This window comes from Candidatus Poribacteria bacterium, assembly GCA_016866785.1.
Classification (GTDB): domain Bacteria; phylum Poribacteria; class WGA-4E.
The window spans coordinates 67011-86310 of sequence record VGLH01000002.1 but is presented as its reverse complement, the minus strand read 5'-3'; the positions used below and the strand labels follow the sequence as shown (position 1 = coordinate 86310).

The following is a 19300-nucleotide window of genomic DNA, read 5'->3' as shown; positions in this document are numbered from 1 at the left end:
TGAGAGCGGGCTCCGGCGGGCTAGCGAGGCGTGCGCTCGTCGCCGAACCGCAGGTACCCGAAGCGAGACGCGTTGTGGAAGTTCGGGATGAGGGTTTGCGACCAGGACGACAGTTCTGGCGCGCCGGGCTCCGATCGGTCGATCCGGTAGAGGTTCATCCGCCATTCGTCGCCGACTTTGGGCGGCGCATGAGGAGCCGTGTAGAACTCATCGAGCGGCAGAGCCATCTCGACCGACCAACCGGTGGAGGTCGTTGCGACGGCATGGCGGATGCGCTCCATGTTCCAGTCACGCAGCACTTGTGTCCGACGACCGTTGTTCAGAATCATTGCGTCGAACAAGGTATTCAGAGGGTTCACTTCCAGTTCCGCGTAGGTATGGAGCTCGCCGGATGGCGACAGGAACACCTCGACGACCTCTTCCTCCCACAGGTTGGCATCGCGCCGGATCATCGTCGCGTTGGGTTCGGTGTCAGCATCCACGCAGTCGAACGCGACGTAGAGGTATTCGTCGTCCCACGTCAGCCCTGCCGTTGTCGGTTGCCTGGGAGTCTCGCCGGTCGCCGCGAGGCGCAGCTCAGCGCGCTCCGCCAGGAGCCACGCCGGATCGTCCAGCCTTCCGTCGATCGTGGGCGGAGCCGTTCCCGCCGGGAGCTTGGGACACACCAGAACCGGCAGCTCCGAGGTGGCGGCGGATCCGGCGACCGCTGCCGCGAGCAGGATGTCACAGAGCATGCCGTCCTCCTAGACGGTATCGGGCGGGACACCTCAGACCTTGGGAACGCCAGTCGTATCGCACATGAGCCGACAAGTCAAGTGTCAGGTGGCAGTCCGGCGCATATAATCGTGTCGGGAATCGACCGTGGACGTGTTGGTGACTGGAGCCGGAACGTGCTTTGGGATGACCCGATTCGCACGGAGTTGGCGGAACGCCGCGCTGCAGATCTCGAGCGCCGGTTGCGGTGGGTCGAGTCGTCGCCTGAGCCTCGCGTCCGCATGGACGGGCGAGAGATGCTTGTCCTCGGCTCCAACAACTACCTCGGGCTGGCGACCCACCCCCACGTTGTCGCTGCTGCCGAGGCAGCCACGCGCCGGTATGGCTCCGGTTCCGGCGGATCGCGTCTGACGACGGGGAACCTGGCCCTCTACTCCGACCTGGAGATGGACCTGGCGCGAATCAAGGGAACCGACGCCGCTGTCGTGTTCTCCAGTGGCTACGCGGCAAATACAGGCACGATCCCGGCTCTCGTCGGCGAAGGGGACCTGATCCTCTCGGACGCGCTGAACCATGCTTCGCTAATCGATGGATGCAGGCTGTCTCGCGCCGAGAAGCGGGTCTACGCACATGGCGACCCCGACCACATCGCGTTCTCGCTCCGAGACCGCAACGCGTTCCGCCGAGTGCTGATCGTGACCGACGGTGTGTTCAGCATGGACGGCGACATCGTGCCACTCGACGCGGTCTGCGCGCTCGCCGAGGAGTTCAGCGCGGGTGTGCTCCTGGACGATGCGCACGGGCTGGGAACGGTCGGTCCGGCGGGCTTTGGCACAGCAGAGCGCTTCGGGTTGACTGACCACCCGGCGTTGCTCCAGATGGGGACGCTCAGCAAGGCTCTGGGAGCGCTCGGCGGCTATGTGGCGAGCTCGCATGCCGTCGTCGAGCTCCTCAGGCAGAAAGCTCGGTCGCTCGTGTTCTCGACCGGACTGCCTCCGGCGGCGCTCGCCGCCGCCCGGGAGTCGCTTACGATTCTGCAGTCGTCGCCAGAGCTCGTGTCGCAGCTTCGGAGCAATTCGTCCTATCTGCGCTCAGAACTCAGGCGCCACGGCTTCCGCGTTCCGTCCGGTGAAACGCCCATCGTTCCGCTGCTCATCGGACCTGCGCGCGACGCGGTTCGCCTGGCAGAGGCATGCGAGCGGCGGGGGCTACTCGCGTCGGCGATCCGTCCTCCGACCGTGCCCGAAGGCACAAGCCGCCTGCGCCTCTCCGTGATGGCAACGCACACGGCGGAGGACCTGGCGAAGGCGGTCGAAACACTCGTCGCGTCGGCGCGTGAAACCGGCGTGTTCTAGGAGCCCTGCCGTTGGCGATGCGCGGTGTGTTCATCACGGGTACGGACACAGGAGTCGGCAAGACCGTCGTTGCCGGAGGGCTGGCTGCCGTCCTGCGGCGTCGAGGCGTTTCCGTGGGTGTGATGAAGCCCTTCGCGACCGGGTGCGAATGGGAGGACGGCGAACTCGTATCGGAGGATGCCAGGTTCCTGCGAGCGTGCGCAGGTATCGACGACCCCTTGACTGCCATCAACCCGGTTCGCCTGAGGGAACTTCTGGCTCCTGCCGTCGCTGCAGAGCGCAGTGGCATGATCATCGACCTGGATATCGTCCGGGAGGCGTTCGAAGGGCTCTGCCGCCGGTATGCGTTCGTCGTCGTCGAGGGGGCGGGAGGCATCGCGGTTCCCGTAACAGACGATGCGCTCGTCGCAGACCTGCGAGCGATCTTCCCACTGCCGATGTGGGTCGTCGCTCGTCGCTGTTTGGGCACCATCAACCACACGGTGATGACCGTCGAGTTTGCGCGCACACGCGGCTGGGACGTTGCCGGTATCGTGCTCAACGGCTCGGACGGCGACGAGGACGGAATCGCCGAGCGGACGAACCCCGATGTCGTCGCGCGTCTGACGAACGTGCCCGTCCTGGGTTCGCTGGCGCATGTGCCGACTATCGACGTTGGGCGCGGACGATTCGCGGGCTTGGCGGACGCGTTCGGGGCGCAGATCGACTTCGAACCGGTGCTGCGCCTGGAGCCTGGCGTCTGACGCGCATCGCGCGTGTTGCGGCACAGCCTGCGCATTCGTACAGTACCGTCAACCGATCCCGACGCAGGAGGATTCGATGCCCACGTCCGAGATACTGACGACCGTCGTTGGCAGCTATCCGACGCCAGACTGGCTGAAGGCGTACCCTTCCAGACCCCACCTTCGCGATGCGACGATGGTGGTCGTGCGGACGCAGGAACTGGCAGGTATCGATGTCGTCGCTGACGGCGAGCTCTACCGCTTCGATGTGAACCATCCCGAGACGAACGGGATGGTCGACTACTTTGTGCGCCGGATGAGCGGCATCGAGACGTCCGTCACGGCGCGGGACACTGTGGAGTTCTCCCGCGACGAGGGATTGCGCTACCGGCGCGAGCCCGCCGGTGTGGTCGCCGCCGACATCGGCTCCGGCACGCTCGACCTCGCAAAGGACTTCGAGTCGTTCCGCCATCTGACTGACCGGCGCACCAAGTTCACGCTAACGGGCCCGCACATGCTTTCGAAGGTTCTCATGGATCGACACTACGGGAACCGCGCCGATGTCGCCATGGCGATCGCCGACGTGCTTCACGAGCAGACGAAGACGATCGATGCCGACGTCATCCAGGTCGACGAAGCGAACATCGCGGGTCATCCCGAAGATTCGGAATGGGCTTCGCGGGCGATCAACCGCGTTCTCGACGGCATTCCGGGCGAGAAGGCGGTGCACCTGTGCTTCGGCAACTACGGCGGTCAGACGGTGCAGCAGGGGCTCTACGCATCCCTCGCCCCCTTCATGGACGCTCTGCGAGCCGACCATCTCGTGCTGGAGTTCTCGCGTCGCGGCTATGCTGAGCTGGACGTGCTGCGCGATCTTCGCGCCGACATCGGCATCGGGCTGGGCGTCGTGGACATCAAGGACAACGAGATCGAGTCGCCCGACGACATAGCGCGAACCATCGAGAGGGCGGAGAGGGCGTTGGGGCCCGGGAGAGTCCGATACGTCCACCCGGACTGCGGGTTCTGGATGCTTCAGCGGAGCGTCGCAGACGGGAAGATGCGAGCGCTCGCCCAGGGTCGCGACAGGTACCTGGGCGGACGTGGATAGCTCCAGCAATGGAGGCAGTGCCTTGTGAGCATCGAACGCATCGCGCTCAGCGACGTTGCCGAGCTCCGGCTGTTCTATCTGAAGCAGATGCGCGACGTGCCGTTCTGCTACGGAGTCACCGAGTCCGAGTTCGTGGCGCGCACGCGTGTCAGCGAGAAGGAGGAGCCCTTCGCAGACCTACGCGATGAGACGATCCTCGTCTCGCGCGACCGAAGCGGCATCGACGCCTACTCGCACTTCGCCGTCCGGGAGCCCGAATGCAGCGGCGAGCCGACCGGCGTCATTCGGTTCTTAACACACCAGCCCGGCGCACGCGCAGCAGGCGAACGCGTGCTCGCCGGTACGGAGGATGTGCTTCGAAGCCTCGGCGTCCGAAGCGTCACGGCGTTCCCGCACACGACGAGCTACCGGTTCTACCACCTTGGGTTCGGACTGCTGTCGGATCGCCTGGCGCACGTACTTGGCTTGGCTCAGTTGCGGGGGTATACCATCAACAACGGCGAGGTGTTCTTCGAATGGTCTGACGCCGCCGCGCCGGATGTCGCGGCGCCGGAGTCCGGCGTAGAGACCGTCGTCGCGTTCGAAGACGGTCGCGGAGCGTTGCCGGACATCCACGTGCATGCCGTGAAGGACGGCGTTGAGATCGGCGAGTGCTGGTCGGCGTCGGTGGGCAAGTTCTCGGACGACGAGTCCGTCCACGCGACCTTCTTCACGGAGTGGCTGGGCGTCGCCGAGGACTACCGAGGTCGAGGGTGGGGAGCCTATCTCCTCGCGCGAACCGTGCGGGAGATGAGGCAGGTCGGCTACCGCGACGCGCTCATCAGCACGAACGTGCGGAACCACCGCGCCATCGTGTTCTATTCGAACTTCGGGTACCGAGCCGTTGACACGTGCTACGCGTTCGAGAAGTCTCTGTCCTGACGGCATCGCCCTCGACAGGACGGGGCGCGCGCACTCCGTCCTGTCTGCGGAGCCGGGTCAAGCCCGCGCTGGTAGGGATGCCTCCATCGCGCTGACCATCGGGAACAGGATGTTGTTCTCTTTGTGGATGTGCATGTGCAGATCGCGCTCAAGCGCGGCGAGTCCGTCGAGCGCCGCCCGATAGGTGTTGCACGCGTCCTCCGGTGGCGAGTAGTCGGACGTCAGTTCGCGCAACTTGACGAGAGCGCCGCCAGCGTTGTCGTGTTCGATCTCCATGACGCCCATCGGGTTGTTGACGCTGCCACAGTGGAACCGAGGGCGCACCTGAGCCGACGTGAGCTCCTCGACCATGGGGAAGAGGATCTGTTCTTCCTTCATCATGTGCGAGCGGAGCTCCTCCTGTAGAGCGGCATACACGTCGGCGACGGTGCGAAGCTCCGGGTGGTTGTCGCCGTGCACGCGCGCGATCTTGCGTGTCAGCCCCTCCAGTCGCGGGAGCTCGGCAACCAGATACGCGTGGTGCGTTTCGACGATGTTCCCTACGAGGTCCAGAGCGGACCTCTGCGACCAGTCGATGTCATCGGGACCCGTCGAGGCATCGGCGTCCGTGATTGCCGCCAGCACCTGATCGACTTCGATGCCCGCCTGCTCGCACGCAGCCGACAGCGAGGTCTTTCCGCCGCAGCAGTAGTCGATGCCAAACTCCTCGAACACGCGAGACCTGCCTGGACGCTCCGTCACGAACGCGCCAACAGTGGCGTTGGGATCCAACATGGGCATCGGGAACTCCTCGAAGTGCGAGACGCGAATCCTTGCCTATGATCTTAGCATGGGATAAAGTGGAGTTCAAGAGCGATTTATCTGTTATAGAAAGCCTACCATGCTCTCTTACACTATCGAGTACGCGCTACGCGCTGCGATATGCCTTGCCCAGAGCGAGCAAGGCATGACCACGGCTCGGATCGCCGAGATCGCCAAGGTCCCGGCGGACTATCTCGCCAAGGTGATGCAGATGCTCCGCAAGGCGAAACTCGTACACGCACAACGAGGACTTGGCGGGGGCTACCGCCTGCGCCGTGAGCCGTCCGCCATTACGCTGCTGGAGGTCGTCAACGCGGTCGATCCGATTGAGCGGATCCACACGTGCCCACTGGAGCTCGAGTCCCACGGCGTGGCTCTGTGTCCCCTGCACCGACGGCTCGATGACGCGATCGCACAGTTCGAGCGAGCATTTTCCGAGACGACGCTGGCGGACATACTGGAGACACCGACATCCAGCCCGCCGATGTGCGACCTCTATGTGCTCCCCGGCTCCGGTGGTGCCAGGTAGGCGGCCGCCAGCCGCCGCTCGACGCGCCATACGGCGAGGCCGAAATCGGTGAGCCGATACACCCCGTTGTCCCGCGTCATGATGCGGTGGCGTCCACCGGAGACGAGGAACCGCCGCGTCGTCGAGTAGTCCCAGCACACGGACCCGATGCGTCGCGTGATCTCGAGCTCGCCCCAACTGTCCACTTCGGGGAGCGCGCGCACGGCTGCCTCGACCGAGATGTTGTGGGCAGGTCGGCCAGCCGGTTGCGCTTCCGCGCCGTCGAGGCGCTTCCTCCGGCGGTCCTCACGCTCAGCCTGCCGTCGCTTCCGTTCCTCGATCTCCGGCGGCAGATGGCCTCGAGCGACGCTTGCCATGGCTCGGGTCATCTTCGCCGCCTCGCGCACTGCGGAATCGGCGTGGCCAGCCCACGGGACGTCCAGCGGCGCATCGTTCGGCAACTGCACCCTCCGGAGCGACATGACGGCTGCCGTGCGCACCGTCGCATCGTCGTCGGCCGCCGATGCGAGCAAGACATGGGCGTTCTCGTACGCATACGATCCGAGCGCGTGGAGCGCGGCGGCCCGAACCGATGCGGGAGCATCCTGCGCCAGCCGCCGGAGCCGATCTTGATGGACGGGCTCGGCGTACAGGCCGATCGCCCGGATCGCCGCTTCGACGGTCTCAGGGTCCGTATCCTCCAGCAGAGCCCCGAGTGCGTCGAGCGTGTTCGCGAGCTGGTCGCCGTCTGTGTTCCGAGGCGCGACGGCGGCGTAGTGCGCGATGCCGCGCTTGCGAAGCGCCAGGTCGGCCGGTTCGCATTCGACGCCAACGCCTGCCCGCGACCGTCCCGTCGCCACCGCGCCGATGACTTCCAGCGCCACGCGACGGACCTCCGGGTCGAAGGCGATCAGGTCCTTGACGAACTCGTCGCATGCCTTCGCGCCGTGACGGCAGAGGGCGAACAGGAGCGCGCGCCGCTCGCGCTTCAGGTCGTCGGGAACGGCTTCACGCGCTCGCGCGACGAGCATTGGGTACGCGGTATCCAGACAGAGCAGAGCCTCGGTCACGAGATTGCGCGTACATGGGTCGGACGCCGATTCGGCGATGGCGAGCAGCGTTTCCGCGACGAGCTCACTCGCACCGTCCGAAGCGAGGGCGCGGTCGAGGATCCAGTACGTCTGCGGCGCTGCGACCGTGAATGCCCCCCCTCCGTCTCTTGCCACCGAAGCCCAGCGCGCCAGCACCCGGGCGGCGTTGGCGCGAGCCGATGCGTCGGTGCCCAGAACCGCGTCCACGACCGCGTCGTACGCTGGTTTCCCAAGCCTCGGTAGTAGGGCTCCCAGTTGATCGAGCGTCTCCGGGCGACCCGGCTCGGCGACCAGCCGACGCAGGCGCTCCGGCGAGTGCTCGAGCACGACGGACAACCGCGTTGCCGCCTGCGGGTCCTCCCGAAACATGTCCAGCAGCAGCGCGATCTCAGCATCGATGTCGGCGGCGAAGTCCGGTTCCGATGTCATGTCCGATCCTCTCAGCGTTCCGCCCCGTTCCATGGTCGTCCTGATCGACAGGCGCGCGCGGTGGAGCCGGCTCATCACCGTTCCGATGGGCAGACCCAGAAAGCTCGCGATGCCGCGATAGGACATCCCCTCGCCGTAGTGCAGGCTGACGACCAACCGGTGGTCTGGCGACAGTTGCGAGTACGCGTCCGCCAGCGCAGGAGCCGTGTCGTGCGCGTCGCGTGACACGGGCACGTCGCAGGGGCACGGCACGTGTCGTCGCTGCCTCCGCAGCCACATTCGACACACGTTCCGCGCGATGGTTCTCAGCCACGACGGAAACCTGTCTGCTTCGCGCAGTTGTTCCAGCTTCAGGTACGCCTCGACGAAGGCGTCGTGCGCCAGGTCCTCAGCCTCTTCCGGGCTGCCCACGATGGACAGGCAAAGCATCACGACCTCGTGGCGGTGCTCCGCCACAAGCTCGCCGAAGCGCTGCTTGAGTGTGGAACCATCCATCCAGCGCGCCTTTCCGTGGCTCGACAAACCCATCATCGCGCTATCCAGGATGCGGAACGACCGGGCTTATTCCACCAAAGCGCACGCCAAAGAGCACGAATGTGATGGGCGAGAACGGGGGCTAGGAGGCGATGCCGGTCGTGGAGGCTTCGCGCTCGATGATCTCCCACGCCTTCTGCAGGTAGAAGCGGTAGTTGGCGAGCGGCGTGCCGTTGGGAATGCGATGGTCGAGAGCGAGAACGCATCCGCCGGAGCGTACGAGCGGTGGAATCTTGTATTCGAGTTCTGCGACGATCTCGCCCTGAGTCCGGCGGATGATGTGCTTGTCGATGCCGCCGTAGAACGCGAGCCGGTTGCCGAAGCGTTCTCGTACCTGAACGACATCCATTCCCGCGCCGGCTTCGAAGGGGTGCATGACGTTGACACCCGCATCGAGGAACGCCGGGATGACGGCGTTCATGTCTCCGTCTGAGTCTTGGTCGAACAGCCGGGCTCCGCGATCGCTCAACAGGTCCCAGATGCGCCGGTAGTACGGCGCGATGAACTCGCGGATCTGAGCGGGACCGGCGAGAGGTCCGCTCTTGCCCGCCATGTCCTCGTGAACGCTCAGTTGGTCGATTCGGACCGCCGAACTGACGTGCTCGAGCACGCGAAACGCCGTGTCGCCGATGGTCGCGAGGATGTCGTGGATGAGCTCGGGGTTCTCGTGAAACGCGATGCAAACCCCCTCCTCGCCCATGAGCTGCCGGGGTTCGTCGAAGCCACCCGGGATGCCGACGGTAACGACGCGACCGGCTTCGTAGTGTCGCCTCGCGATCTCTTCCCATCCGTCTCCGAAGCGCGCTTCGGAGAACTCGTAGTGGTGCTTGATGCGCCGCCAATCGTCCATCGTCGAGACCGGGTGATCCATCGGCAGAGCGAGGGTCGCGACGTTCTTGTGCAGCTTCATGCGCCTGCCCATGCGGTCGCGAGTGATCCGGTAGTCGTCGGTCTCCTCGAGGATCACTTCCCGGTCGCCGCCGATCCATCCGGTGTTGACCGGTACGCCGCCGTGGCTGGTGCAACGGTACCGGAACGCGGAAAAGTCCAACTCATCGGGCGTCGCGCCCTGTTCGAGCCATTCCTCCTTCAGACCAATGATGGGTCCGAAGATCTCGGTGAACAGAGGGCGTACGTTCGCCTGGAAGGTCATGTGGTCGAGGTATTCCTCGCGCCCGACGGTCGGCGTCTTGCGGATGGCGAGGTCCTCGTGCTTCGTCCAGCGGAGATGAGACTTCATCCCTGGGACTCCTCGTCGCTCGAGAGCGTGAAGAGCGCGGAGACGAAGTCGCTCGGAACGAAGTCGCGCAGGTCCTCGATGCTTTCGCCGATCCCGATCAGCTTCACCGGGATATCGAGCTCGTGCTTCACGGCGATCACGATGCCGCCCTTCGCCGTGCTGTCGAGCTTCGTCAAGGCGATCCCCGAGACCGGCACGATCTCGCGGAACTTCTGCGCCTGGCTCACCGCGTTCTGTCCCGTCGTCGCGTCGAGAACCAACAGCACTTCGTGCGGAGCGTCCGGCACTTCCCGCGAAGCGACGCGGCTGATCTTCGCCAACTCCTGCATCAGATTCGTCTTCGTGTGGAGCCGACCCGCCGTGTCGACGATCAGCACGTCCGTTCCGCGCGAACGCGACGCGGCGATCGCGTCGAAGACGACGGCGGCGGCGTCAGACCCCTCCGCCTGCTTGATGATCTCGACGCAGGCTCGCTGGCACCACACCTCGAGCTGATCGATGGCTGCCGCTCGGAACGTGTCTGCGGCGGCGACCAGCACGCGCTTGCCCTCGCTCCGGTACCGCGAAGCCAGCTTGCCGATTGTGGTCGTCTTGCCGACTCCGTTCACGCCGACCACGAGCATGACAAAGGGCTTCGCCGTGGTCGTGTCGATTGTCGCTGCTTGGTCACCGAGGACTCTCAGGACTTCGTCCCTCAGGACGCCGTGCAGATCGCCGGCGTCGCTCAGTCCCTTGGCTTTCACCGTCTCGCGGACGCGTTCGATGAGCTCCATCGTCGTGTTGACGCCGACGTCCGCGCGGATGAGCAGTTCCTCGATCTCGTCGATCAAGTCATCGTCGATGCGGCGTCCCATACGGAGCAGACCGGCGAGCTGGTCGGTGAGGTTCGCCCGCGTCTTGGATAAGCCTTCGCGGAGCCGCTGGAAGAAGCCCGTCTTCTTCGGCGCGGGCTCGGCTGGCGTCTCGGCAGGAATGGGGCTCGGGCTCGCTGGTCGTGCTTCGGTCGTTGGCGTGGCGGGCTTGTCGCCCTTGCGGAACAGGTTGCGGAACATGCGTCAGGGTCCCATCCGGCGAGAGAGCAGCAACGCATCTCGCCAATGATAGAACCTAGGCGTCGATGCCGCCAACCAGTTTGCCGTAGAGGTCCGCGTGGCGCGCTCGGGCTGCGCGGTAGCGCTCGGACGCCCAAGGACGGGGCTCGTAGCAACGCCCGAGCCGTGCAGGGACCGCGCTCAAGTCGGGGATGTCGCCGAGAGCGTGCAGGGCGAAGACGGCAGCCCCCCGCGCGGACGCCTCAAGCTCCTCGCTCTCATACAAGGGAACCTCCAGAACGTCCGACATGATCTGCATCCACGCCGCCGACTTCGTGACTCCGCCTCCCGCGACGATGCGATCGGTGTTCGGAGAGACCGGGCGAAGGCGCTCCAGGATGAGCCCGATGCGCAGGGCGACCGTCTCCAAGCCCGCGCGCAGGATATCCAGACTCGACGTGTTGCCGCGTAGCCCGACGATTGCCGCCGTGGCGTCTCCCCGCCACCCGACGCTGCGCTCGCCCATGAGGAACGGCAGCATCGTCAGCCCGTGGCTGTCGGGCTCCATAGTCGCCAATGCCGCTTCCAGTTTGTCGCCGGGCTCGAGCCTCAGTCGGTCGCACAGCCAGGCGAACAGGCTTCCGGCATTCGTGATCGCGCCCCCGATGAAGGGACGGTCGTCGTTTGTCAGGTAGCACCACAGCCCTTCGGGAGCGTGACGCGGCAGCGAGCGGTCGAGCACTCGCAGAGCCCCGCTGGTTCCCAGGTTCAGCGCGTACGTGGACGCGTCGAAGCCTCCGCTGCCGACGTTGCTACAGGAGCCGTCGCCGCTTGCGGGGAACCACGGCAGCAGCCCTGCGGGTCCCAGGGCTTGGTGGTACGGGCCCGACGCACCTTCGAAGCGGGTGTCATGTGGAACCAACTCGGGAATCGATTCGGCGGCGATGCCCAGGAAGTCGAGGAGGTCGCGGTTCCAGTCTCCGGTGTCGGCTCTGAGGAGCCCCAAAGACGACGCCAACGACCGGCTACTGCCTTCGCTGCCGAAGAGCCGGTAGAGCACGAAGTCGCCGATGTTCATCCAGCGTCGCGTCCGCCGGACGGCGCCCGGGTCGTGCTTCTTGAGCCAGAGGTACTTCGGTGGAGCGTAAGACGTGTGCGGAGGGCAACCGCTTTCACGGTGGAACCGATCCGCTCCGTACTCGCGCGCAAGGAATGTCACTTCGGCGGTGCTACGGGTGTCCGACCACATGATAACGGGCGTGGTCGGTTCACCCTGGGCATCGACTCCGAGCCAAGAATGCATGAAAATGGAAATGCCGACGCCTCGGAGCGACGCAGCTCGGTCACCAAGTCGAGCGTACGACTCCGAAGCACAGGCGACCACGCCTTCGACGACCTCGAGGGCGTCGAGGGTCGCTCCGCCGTCCTGAGTCGCGCGGACCGCATGGCTCCGGGTCGCTGTCGTGTCGGCGAAGGCGTTGCCGCTGGCGTCGAAAGGGATCGCGCGCGTCGATGACGAACCGATGTCGATTGCCAGGACGACCGGCTCGGACAGGTGGTGCTCGGACATGGTGCGGTTCCTCGGTGACGCGATCAGCTACGCGCGGCATTCTACCGCTGGCTCGTGCTTCGGGCTAGCCGATTGAGCGTCAGGTATTCAGCGAGCTTTGGGAGGCTAACGAATGGTCTACGTCGTCGGGCATCGGGGAGCGGCGGGCGTTCTGCCGGAGAACACGGTACCGGGGTTCGAGTACGCCATTCGGCTCGGGTGCACCTACACGGAATGCGATGTCCACCTTACCCGTGACGACCGGCTGGTTGTCATGCACGACGCGACTGTCAACCGCACGACGAACGGTTCCGGCGCGATCCGCGACTTGACGTTTGACGAGATCCGCGCGCTCGACGCGGGCGACGGGAACCAGGTTCCGACGCTCGACGAGGTGCTCGCCGTGACACAGGGCAGGATTCGGCTCCTGTGCGAGCTCAAGGGTGAGGGCGTCGAGGATGCGGCGGTCGAGTGCGTCCGGACGCGGGAGATGGAGGGAGAGGTCGTGTTCACGTCCTTTGCCCTCGACCGGGTCGAGCGTGTCCGGCAGATGTCCGATGACCTGCGGATCGGCGCGATCATCTCGAACCCATCGGATTCCGACATCGCGCGGGCGGTTGACATCGGCGCGAGTGCGGTCGGCGTGCAATACAAGAACGTCCGTCTCGGGATCGTCGAACGGGCGCTATCCGCCGGGCTGGAGATCCGCGCATGGAACCCGGACACGCTGCGCGAGCAGAAGGCGATGATCGGGCTGGGTGTGAGCGGCATCAGCACGAACCGACCCGACATCCTGCTGGCATATCTGCGGGCGCTCTGAGCCGCTGCCCGTCGATCCCGTTGCCGGACACGCATCCGCGCGGCACAATGGCGTCACTTCAGGGACCCATCGTCACGAAAGGGCGGCACTGTGGCATACCTGTTGGGCATCGACGTCGGCACGACCGGGGCTAAGACGATCCTCGTCTCCGAAGACGGCGACTTGGTGGCGAGTGCGCTGGAGGAGTATCCCCTCTCCACACCCCGACCCAAGTGGGCGGAACAGGACCCGAACCACTGGTACGAGGCGACCGTCAAGACCATCCGGCGGGTCATCCACGACTCCGGCGCCAAGCCGTCCGACATCCGCGGGCTGAGCTTCTCGGGACAGATGCACGGACTGGTGTTGCTCGACAGCAATCACACGCCGTTGCGTCCTGCCATCCTCTGGTGTGACGTCCGCACGACGGAGCAATGCCGCGAGATCACGGACACTGTCGGCAGAGAAACGCTCTTGTCGGAGACGTGTAACCCGGCTCTCGAAGGATTCACGGCTCCCAAGGTGCTGTGGATGCGTCGGCATGAACCCCGCGTGTTCGAGCAGGTGAAGCGCATCCTGCTGCCAAAGGACTACGTGCGGCTCCGACTGACGGGCGAGCTCGCGATGGAGGTGTCCGACGCCGCCGGAACGCTTCTGTTCAACGTCCGCGAACGTCGGTGGTCGGACCGGGTTCTGTCCGCTCTGGGGATTCCATCGGACTGGATGCCGCCGATCTGCGAGTCCGTGGATGTCGCCGGGCGCATCACGGCGGACGCTGCCGAAAAGACCGGCCTCGCCAAGGGAACCCCCGTGATGGCTGGCGGCGCGGACAACGCGTGCAGCGCGGTGGGCAATGGCATCGTCCGGGAGGGACGGGTCAGCGCCAGCCTCGGCACATCCGGCGTCGTCTTGGCGCACACGGACGAAGTGCTGGTCGATCCGAACCTGCGGGCGCACACCTTCTGCCACGCCGTCCCGAACCGATGGTACACGATGGGCGTGATGCTCTCGGCGGGCGGCGCGTTCCGCTGGTTCCGCGATGCGCTTGCAGTCGCCGAGAAAGAGCACGCGCTCGCAGTCGGAGCCGATCCTTACGACGTGTTGACCCAAGCGGTGGCAGACGCTCCGGTCGGGAGCGAGGGTCTCGTCTTTCTGCCCTACCTGACCGGCGAGCGGACGCCGCACGCCGACGCCAACGCCAAGGGCGTCTACTTCGGGCTGACGCTGCGGCACGCGAAGCCTGAGATCATCCGCGCGACGATGGAGGGCATCACGTTCGGCATGCGCGATTCGCTGGAGATCATCCGAGCGCAGGGGCTGGCGGTCACGGAGATCACCGCGACCGGCGGCGGAGCGCGCAGCGCGGTCTGGCGACAAATGCAGGCGGATATCTACAACGCTCCCGTCGTGACGATCAACATCGCCGAGGGCCCGGCGTTCGGCGCTGCGATCCTCGCAGGCGTGGGCGCGGGAGTCTATGAGTCCTGCGAAGCGGCGGCGGACGCACTCGTCCGCAAGCAGACCGAGACGACCCCTGTCGCCGAAAACGTCCGGCGGTACGAGGACTACTACGGCGTCTATCGAGCCCTGTATCCGGCGCTCAAGCCCTCGTTCGACGTCGTGTCGCGGCTCGTCGAGCAGCACCATGAAGGCGCGGCGACGTGACGCGCGGAGTGCGGCTCGTCGGCATCGACATCGACGGGACGCTCCTTGATCCGTCGGGGCGCATCACCGATGCGACACACCGAGCCCTGGACCGCGCGCACCGACTGGGCATTGAGATCGCCATTGTGTCGGGCAGGCGCTTCGAGTCCGCGATGGCGGTCGCGGGCGACCTTTACGTGCCAGCCCTGTACGGGCTCCACAACGGAGCCGCTCTGCGTCGCCGCGACGGTTCTTACCTCTACGCGCGCCGCGTGTCTGAAGACATCATCCACGCCGCCGGACGGCTCGCCGACGAGCTCGACGCCTATCCGCTCGCCTTCCAAGACGACTCCGGAGATCCGTTCACGCGCATCTTCTGCATGGCTCCTGAGCGCGCGGATGAGAGTCTGGCGCCCTACTTCCGCGATTACGTTCAGCGGAACGCCGCCTACGTCACCCTTGTCGATGACCTGACCGGATTCTCCGGCAACGCGCTGGAGGTCATGCTCACGGCTCCGAAGGCGCGTACGGGCGAGCTCGCTGGCGCGGTTGCCGAACGGCTCGGTTCGCGCGTGAGCGTCATTCCGGCACACGGCGGGCGCATCGGGTATATCGGGATCGCCCATCACGACGTGACGAAGGCTCTGCCGCTCCAGCAGATCGCAGCCGAGCGCGGGCTGACAGCCGACGAGATTATGGCGGTCGGAGACAATCTGAACGATCTTGACATGCTCCGGTACGCCGGCCATGGCGTCCTGATGGGGAACGCGGCTCCTGAGCTCCATCGTCTGGGGTTTCGCATCACCGGCGGAAACGACGAAGACGGGCTGGCGGCTGCCCTCAACGACCTCGCATGAGGTTCTACGCCTTCACGACGATCGGTCTCGAGGAGCTGACGAGCCGAGAGATCGCTCGTCGCCTCGACAGCGCTACCTCGTCGCCGACGTCGCGGGGTATCGTCCACTTCGAGTACGGCGGCGACGCTGCCCGGCTCCTCCGTCTCAGGACGACGGAGGACGTCTTCGCGCTGGTCGGTTCCGGGACCATCTCACGAGAGCGCGATGGGCTGCGACAAGCGGAAGCCCTCGTCATGCGACGCGACCGATTCGACGCAGCGGTTGCGGTTCTGCGCGGACTGCGCCGGTCGCGCGCCCACCGGATCACCTACCGTGTCGTCTGCCAGCGCGTCCACGACGCTCACGCGTACCGTCGCGTCGATCTCCAGACGCGGATCGGCGCTGCCATCGGGTCGAGGTTCCCTCGCTGGCGCGAAGTCGAAGACGATGCCCACATCGAGGTCTGGGCGCGGCAGGATGGGGACGAGCTCCTGTGCGGCGTCCGGCTATCCGACCGGACCATGCGGCATCGCTCCTACAAGTCGGCGCATGTGGAAGCGTCGCTGCGCCCCGTCGTAGCTCGGTGCATGGTCCACTTGTCTGAACCGAGCCCGGACGACGTGTTCCTCGATCCGATGTGCGGAGCAGGGACGATCCTCATCGAGCGTGGGGATGACGCCCGATACCGCCTGCTGATCGGCGGCGATCACGCAGCCTCTGCTGTTGCCGCGACGCGAGCCAACGTTGGTCCACGGTTCCAGCCCATCGGGCTGCATCAATGGGACGCCGGAGCTCTGCCGCTCGGGTCGGGTTCCGTCTCGGCGCTCGTGACGAACCTGCCGTTCGGCATCAAAGTCGGGTCGGAGGAGTCGAACGCCGCGCTCTATCCGGCGTTCCTGCGCGAAGCCGCTCGGGTCCTGGCTCCAGAGGGCAGAATGATACTGCTGACAAGCCGAAGCCGGCTCTTAGAGCGCGCGCTGGAAGGGACGTCGGTCTGGAAGTTGCGCCGTCGCTGGCAGATCGAACTGCTGGGACGGCGTGCCGCGATCTACGAGGTGCGGCACGCCATCTGATGGGCTGTGTGTTCCGGGACGGCTATCGCTTCAGGTCAGCCCAGGCGGAGGCAAGCCTACCGGCTGGCGAGACAGCGAGACCCAAGTCCTCGATGGCGATGTTGTCGATGAAGATGTTGCTCTCGGCGTAGAGCTGGAACCCGATCTTGCCCTTCGAGTAGGTCGTGTCCTTGCCCTTGAGGACATCCTTGCCGTCGAGCGCGAACTTGAACTCGCCAGCGTTGACCTCGAGTCGCCAGTGCATCTTGGCGCCTTGGGAGTAGGCTTCTCCCTTGTTGATGTCCATCGGCTTGTCGTAGAAGGGCAGCTTCGAGCCTGTGCCGGGTCCGAGCCGCTTCTCCAACTTGCGCCACGGACCCTTCTCGCCGTTGGGCGGATTGCTGGCGTCCAGCATCATGAACATGCGGTAGTGTTCCTCCGGGCTCTTGTACGCCCAGACGATGCCGACACCGTCGTTGTCCTGTGCGACGACGTCCGCGTCCAGCGTGAAGCTGACGAACTCCGCCGCGTTGTAGATGAAGAACGTGCCGATCGCGACCGTGTCTGTCGCGTCTCCCCAGATGTTGGAGGTCTGGTTCAGCGCCTTGCCGTCGATGGGCCCGGCTGCGATGACCCAGTTGGAGGGGCCCTTGTCTCCCAGGTCCTTTTCGTCGACCGCAGACCAGGCGTCGAGCTTGCCGTCTTCCCAGTTGATCTTGATCGGAGCGGCGGATGCCGTGAGCGTCGCCGCCGCGAGCACCGCCGTCAGTGCTATTGCCGCAGTCTTCATCGTCTCCCTCTGACCGTTGTGCGTCGGTAGCTCTCAGAATGCTGTGCGTTGCATGTGCCAGGGAGGATACCTCTGCGAGTGCACCGGGAGCAACGCGAAGTCCTGACTCACGAGGCTCAACGCCCCAACACGGCGCGCTGCCCCTCTGCCATCGCCCTCTCCGCGGACAGAGACAGGTTGATCGCCTCGAATGCCGTGAGCGCGTCCGCCCGAGCTCGCGCGGTCTCGCCGTTTCGGATCTCTCGGAGCCACTGGGCGTAAAGCGAGTCCGACCCATCGGTGTCCGAGTGAACACCCTTTGACCCGTCGCGCCGAGAGCTGACCCAGCCATCGCCTCCCGGATGCAGCGTGCCGTCGGACATCACGTAGCGCACTTCCTGCTTCGCGCTGTCGATCTCGATGCCGCCCGCCCACGTCCACTGCGCGATACCGCCTCCGACCATTCCCGCCGTCACGACGTTAACGAACCGGTCGTAGCGACCGTCCGGCTGCAGTCCTTCGTAGATGCACGACGCATCGACCCACGCGGCGGGCCCGAATGGGTCTACCACGGGATACACGTGGTAGATGAAGAAATGCGCGGGCGGACCTGACACCGGCAGATTGAACAGTACTTCGGGTCGGGAACCTCGTCCGGGAGTCAACCGAACGAACGAAGACAGAAGAAGAGAACCGAGAGCCCGCGATTCGCGTCGAAGAGCGCGATGCATGCCCGACACGGTCTCGGAGTGGGTCAATCGCAGGATCGACTCGCCGTCGGTGCTCTGGCGCACGATCTCGCGCCCTTCCTCGATAGACCGCGCAAGGGGGTACTCGCTGAGGACGTGCTTGCCGGCTCCGAGCGCTCCGAGGATGATCTCGCCGTGAGAGGCGTTGTGCGTACACACGACGACGGCGTCGATGCGTCCATCGGCGATGGCGTCCTCCCACTGGGGGGCGTACCGCGCTTCGTGCTGGTGGGCAAGAGCCTCGCCCGTCTCGCGGTTGCGCGACGCCACCAGGGCGATTGTGACATCGCTCTCCTGGGCGAGCTCCCTGGCATGGTGGTTCGCCATGCCGCCCGAACCGATGATCGCAATGCTCAGCTTCGACACCACGACTCCTTGGCGCAAGCGTTTACTGGCTCTTGGGCATCTCGGCGACAAGCAGGCGCGCCCATATCTCAAGCTTCTTCGCGATGGGCGAGGGCTTCCTTTTGGCTGGGTCGAACCACGAGGGCCAACTGTCGACACCGGGCGACTTCGTCACATTGCGGATGCCTTCGCCATTGGTGGTTATCACGAAGATGTCGCCATCGTCCTCGCGGTCGCTCACGAAGGCGATCCACTTGCCGTCCGGAGACCAGGTTCCCAGCGAGTCCGTCGACGGGTGGTTCGTCAGGTTGCGGGGCTTCGTCCCGTCGGCATTCATTGCCCAGACTTCGTCGTTCCCTGACCGGTCCGATGTGAACAGAAGCTGTTTGCCGTCGGGCGACCATCGCGGCGTGACATCGACGGCTGGATCGCGGGAAACGTTCTCCACGTTCGCGCCGTCACGATCCATGACCATAATTTCGTACCGGCCGAAGCGGTTCGACGCGAACGCGATGTAGCGACCGTCCGGCGACCAACATGGCTGGATGTCGGCAGCGCCCTCGAACGTCAATCGACGGACCGAGGTTCCTTCGGCGTCGGTGACGTAGATCTCGTAGTTGCCGTGGCGATCCGAAACGAACGCGATATCGGCTCCGTTAGGCGACCAGGCCGCCCAGATGTCCGCCGAGGGGTGGTTCGTGAGGTTGCGCAAGTCCTCGCCGTCGGGACCCATGGTGTAGAGCTCGTCGTTGCCCGACCGTTTGGAGGTGAACGCGATTGCCGTTCCCTTGGGCGACCAGAACGGCGCGAGATCGCTCCCGACCAGATTCGTCAGGTTGCGCGGATTCCGTCCCAGCGTGTCCACCGTGTAGATTTCGCGATCACCATCGCGGGTGGATGTGAAGACGATCGTCTGACGATCTGGAGCGCGAGCCCCAAGCGTCGCCAGGCAGGCAGCGCCAAGCAGGACGGCGGTTCGAGCGCTTGCGAGTTTCATCTGTTGACCTCCTGTCCGGTGACGCAATCGGAGATGGCTGCGGACCTAATCAGTAGTGCGCCCTACCCGCACGGACTGCCGGGTGATATGATTGTCGCGCCCCAGT

The 19300-nt window shown here is 65.4% G+C and carries 18 protein-coding genes; 9 read left to right on the top strand and 9 right to left on the bottom strand.

What is annotated here, in order from left to right; translation table 11 throughout:
• Positions 1-20 precede the first annotated feature (20 nt).
• Positions 21-734 (bottom strand): hypothetical protein, encoded by a 714-nt coding sequence (locus tag FJZ36_00775; GenBank protein ID MBM3213442.1) that lies wholly within the window; start codon positions 732-734, stop codon positions 21-23.
• Between FJZ36_00775 and bioF the strand changes: the two genes are divergently transcribed.
• The 4 genes from bioF (at position 540) to FJZ36_00755 (ending at position 4820) form a co-directional block, all read left to right on the top strand.
• A complete protein-coding gene (bioF, locus tag FJZ36_00770) occupies positions 540-2069 on the top strand; it encodes an 8-amino-7-oxononanoate synthase (GenBank protein MBM3213441.1) in 1530 nt (509 codons plus the stop codon). The genes FJZ36_00775 and bioF overlap by 195 nt on opposite strands.
• Before the next feature lie 11 nt (positions 2070-2080).
• Positions 2081-2812: a dethiobiotin synthase gene (gene bioD, locus FJZ36_00765; protein MBM3213440.1), complete on the top strand. Its 732-nt coding sequence runs from the start codon at positions 2081-2083 to the stop codon at positions 2810-2812.
• Positions 2813-2888: 76 nt separating this feature from the next.
• Positions 2889-3899 carry a cobalamin-independent methionine synthase II family protein gene (locus FJZ36_00760; protein MBM3213439.1) on the top strand — a complete coding sequence of 337 codons (1011 nt, stop codon included), beginning with the start codon at positions 2889-2891 and terminating at the stop codon, positions 3897-3899.
• Positions 3900-3923: 24 nt separating this feature from the next.
• Positions 3924-4820, top strand: coding sequence for a GNAT family N-acetyltransferase (locus FJZ36_00755; protein MBM3213438.1), 897 nt, complete (start codon positions 3924-3926; stop codon positions 4818-4820).
• Between the two features lie 57 nt (positions 4821-4877).
• On the opposite strand, the gene ric is transcribed toward FJZ36_00755, so the two are convergent.
• Positions 4878-5600 (bottom strand): iron-sulfur cluster repair di-iron protein, encoded by a 723-nt coding sequence (gene ric, locus FJZ36_00750; protein MBM3213437.1) that lies wholly within the window; start codon positions 5598-5600, stop codon positions 4878-4880.
• 100 nt (positions 5601-5700) lie between these two features.
• Between ric and FJZ36_00745 the strand changes: the two genes are divergently transcribed.
• The gene (locus tag FJZ36_00745; GenBank protein MBM3213436.1) at positions 5701-6150 is read left to right on the top strand and encodes an Rrf2 family transcriptional regulator; all 450 of its coding nucleotides are present in this window, start codon (positions 5701-5703) and stop codon (positions 6148-6150) included.
• Here FJZ36_00745 and FJZ36_00740 read toward each other — a convergent pair.
• The 4 genes from FJZ36_00740 to FJZ36_00725 form a co-directional block, all read right to left on the bottom strand.
• Positions 6117-8180, bottom strand: a complete 2064-nt coding sequence (locus tag FJZ36_00740) for a sigma-70 family RNA polymerase sigma factor (GenBank protein MBM3213435.1) — start codon at positions 8178-8180, stop codon at positions 6117-6119. The genes FJZ36_00745 and FJZ36_00740 overlap by 34 nt on opposite strands.
• An 85-nt stretch (positions 8181-8265) precedes the next feature.
• On the bottom strand, positions 8266-9423 hold the full coding sequence (locus FJZ36_00735) for a hypothetical protein (GenBank protein ID MBM3213434.1): 1158 nt from the start codon (positions 9421-9423) through the stop codon (positions 8266-8268).
• Positions 9420-10475, bottom strand: coding sequence for a signal recognition particle-docking protein FtsY (gene ftsY, locus FJZ36_00730; protein ID MBM3213433.1), 1056 nt, complete (start codon positions 10473-10475; stop codon positions 9420-9422). Before ftsY ends, FJZ36_00735 begins: the two co-directional genes overlap by 4 nt.
• Positions 10476-10530: 55 nt before the next feature.
• Positions 10531-12024: a carbohydrate kinase gene (locus FJZ36_00725; protein MBM3213432.1), complete on the bottom strand. Its 1494-nt coding sequence runs from the start codon at positions 12022-12024 to the stop codon at positions 10531-10533.
• Between the two features lie 112 nt (positions 12025-12136).
• Between FJZ36_00725 and FJZ36_00720 the strand changes: the two genes are divergently transcribed.
• The 4 genes from FJZ36_00720 (at position 12137) to FJZ36_00705 (ending at position 16355) form a co-directional block, all read left to right on the top strand.
• The gene (locus tag FJZ36_00720) at positions 12137-12823 is read left to right on the top strand and encodes a hypothetical protein (GenBank protein MBM3213431.1); all 687 of its coding nucleotides are present in this window, start codon (positions 12137-12139) and stop codon (positions 12821-12823) included.
• A gap of 90 nt (positions 12824-12913) precedes the next feature.
• On the top strand, positions 12914-14467 hold the full coding sequence (gene xylB / locus FJZ36_00715; protein ID MBM3213430.1) for a xylulokinase: 1554 nt from the start codon (positions 12914-12916) through the stop codon (positions 14465-14467).
• Positions 14464-15303, top strand: a complete 840-nt coding sequence (locus FJZ36_00710) for a hypothetical protein (protein ID MBM3213429.1) — start codon at positions 14464-14466, stop codon at positions 15301-15303. The genes xylB and FJZ36_00710 overlap by 4 nt, the downstream gene beginning before the upstream one ends.
• Positions 15300-16355, top strand: a complete 1056-nt coding sequence (locus tag FJZ36_00705; protein MBM3213428.1) for a methyltransferase — start codon at positions 15300-15302, stop codon at positions 16353-16355. Before FJZ36_00710 ends, FJZ36_00705 begins: the two co-directional genes overlap by 4 nt.
• Positions 16356-16377: 22 nt before the next feature.
• On the opposite strand, the gene FJZ36_00700 is transcribed toward FJZ36_00705, so the two are convergent.
• The 3 genes from FJZ36_00700 to FJZ36_00690 form a co-directional block, all read right to left on the bottom strand.
• Positions 16378-17124: a hypothetical protein gene (locus tag FJZ36_00700; protein ID MBM3213427.1), complete on the bottom strand. Its 747-nt coding sequence runs from the start codon at positions 17122-17124 to the stop codon at positions 16378-16380.
• A gap of 116 nt (positions 17125-17240) precedes the next feature.
• Positions 17241-18218, bottom strand: a complete 978-nt coding sequence (locus FJZ36_00695) for a Gfo/Idh/MocA family oxidoreductase (GenBank protein ID MBM3213426.1) — start codon at positions 18216-18218, stop codon at positions 17241-17243.
• 22 nt (positions 18219-18240) lie between these two features.
• Positions 18241-19194: a hypothetical protein gene (locus tag FJZ36_00690; protein ID MBM3213425.1), complete on the bottom strand. Its 954-nt coding sequence runs from the start codon at positions 19192-19194 to the stop codon at positions 18241-18243.
• Between the last annotated feature and the right edge of the window lie 106 nt (positions 19195-19300).

Coding starts and splice junctions, on each gene's coding strand:
- FJZ36_00775 (MBM3213442.1), bottom strand. CDS start 734: ATGCTCTGTGACATCCTGCTCGCGGCAGCGGTCGCCGGATCCGCCGCC.
- FJZ36_00760 (MBM3213439.1), top strand. CDS start 2,889: ATGCCCACGTCCGAGATACTGACGACCGTCGTTGGCAGCTATCCGACG.
- ric (MBM3213437.1), bottom strand. CDS start 5,600: ATGCCCATGTTGGATCCCAACGCCACTGTTGGCGCGTTCGTGACGGAG.
- FJZ36_00745 (MBM3213436.1), top strand. CDS start 5,701: ATGCTCTCTTACACTATCGAGTACGCGCTACGCGCTGCGATATGCCTT.
- FJZ36_00740 (MBM3213435.1), bottom strand. CDS start 8,180: ATGATGGGTTTGTCGAGCCACGGAAAGGCGCGCTGGATGGATGGTTCC.
- FJZ36_00735 (MBM3213434.1), bottom strand. CDS start 9,423: ATGAAGTCTCATCTCCGCTGGACGAAGCACGAGGACCTCGCCATCCGC.
- ftsY (MBM3213433.1), bottom strand. CDS start 10,475: ATGTTCCGCAACCTGTTCCGCAAGGGCGACAAGCCCGCCACGCCAACG.
- FJZ36_00725 (MBM3213432.1), bottom strand. CDS start 12,024: ATGTCCGAGCACCACCTGTCCGAGCCGGTCGTCCTGGCAATCGACATC.
- FJZ36_00720 (MBM3213431.1), top strand. CDS start 12,137: ATGGTCTACGTCGTCGGGCATCGGGGAGCGGCGGGCGTTCTGCCGGAG.
- FJZ36_00705 (MBM3213428.1), top strand. CDS start 15,300: ATGAGGTTCTACGCCTTCACGACGATCGGTCTCGAGGAGCTGACGAGC.
- FJZ36_00700 (MBM3213427.1), bottom strand. CDS start 17,124: ATGAAGACTGCGGCAATAGCACTGACGGCGGTGCTCGCGGCGGCGACG.
- FJZ36_00690 (MBM3213425.1), bottom strand. CDS start 19,194: ATGAAACTCGCAAGCGCTCGAACCGCCGTCCTGCTTGGCGCTGCCTGC.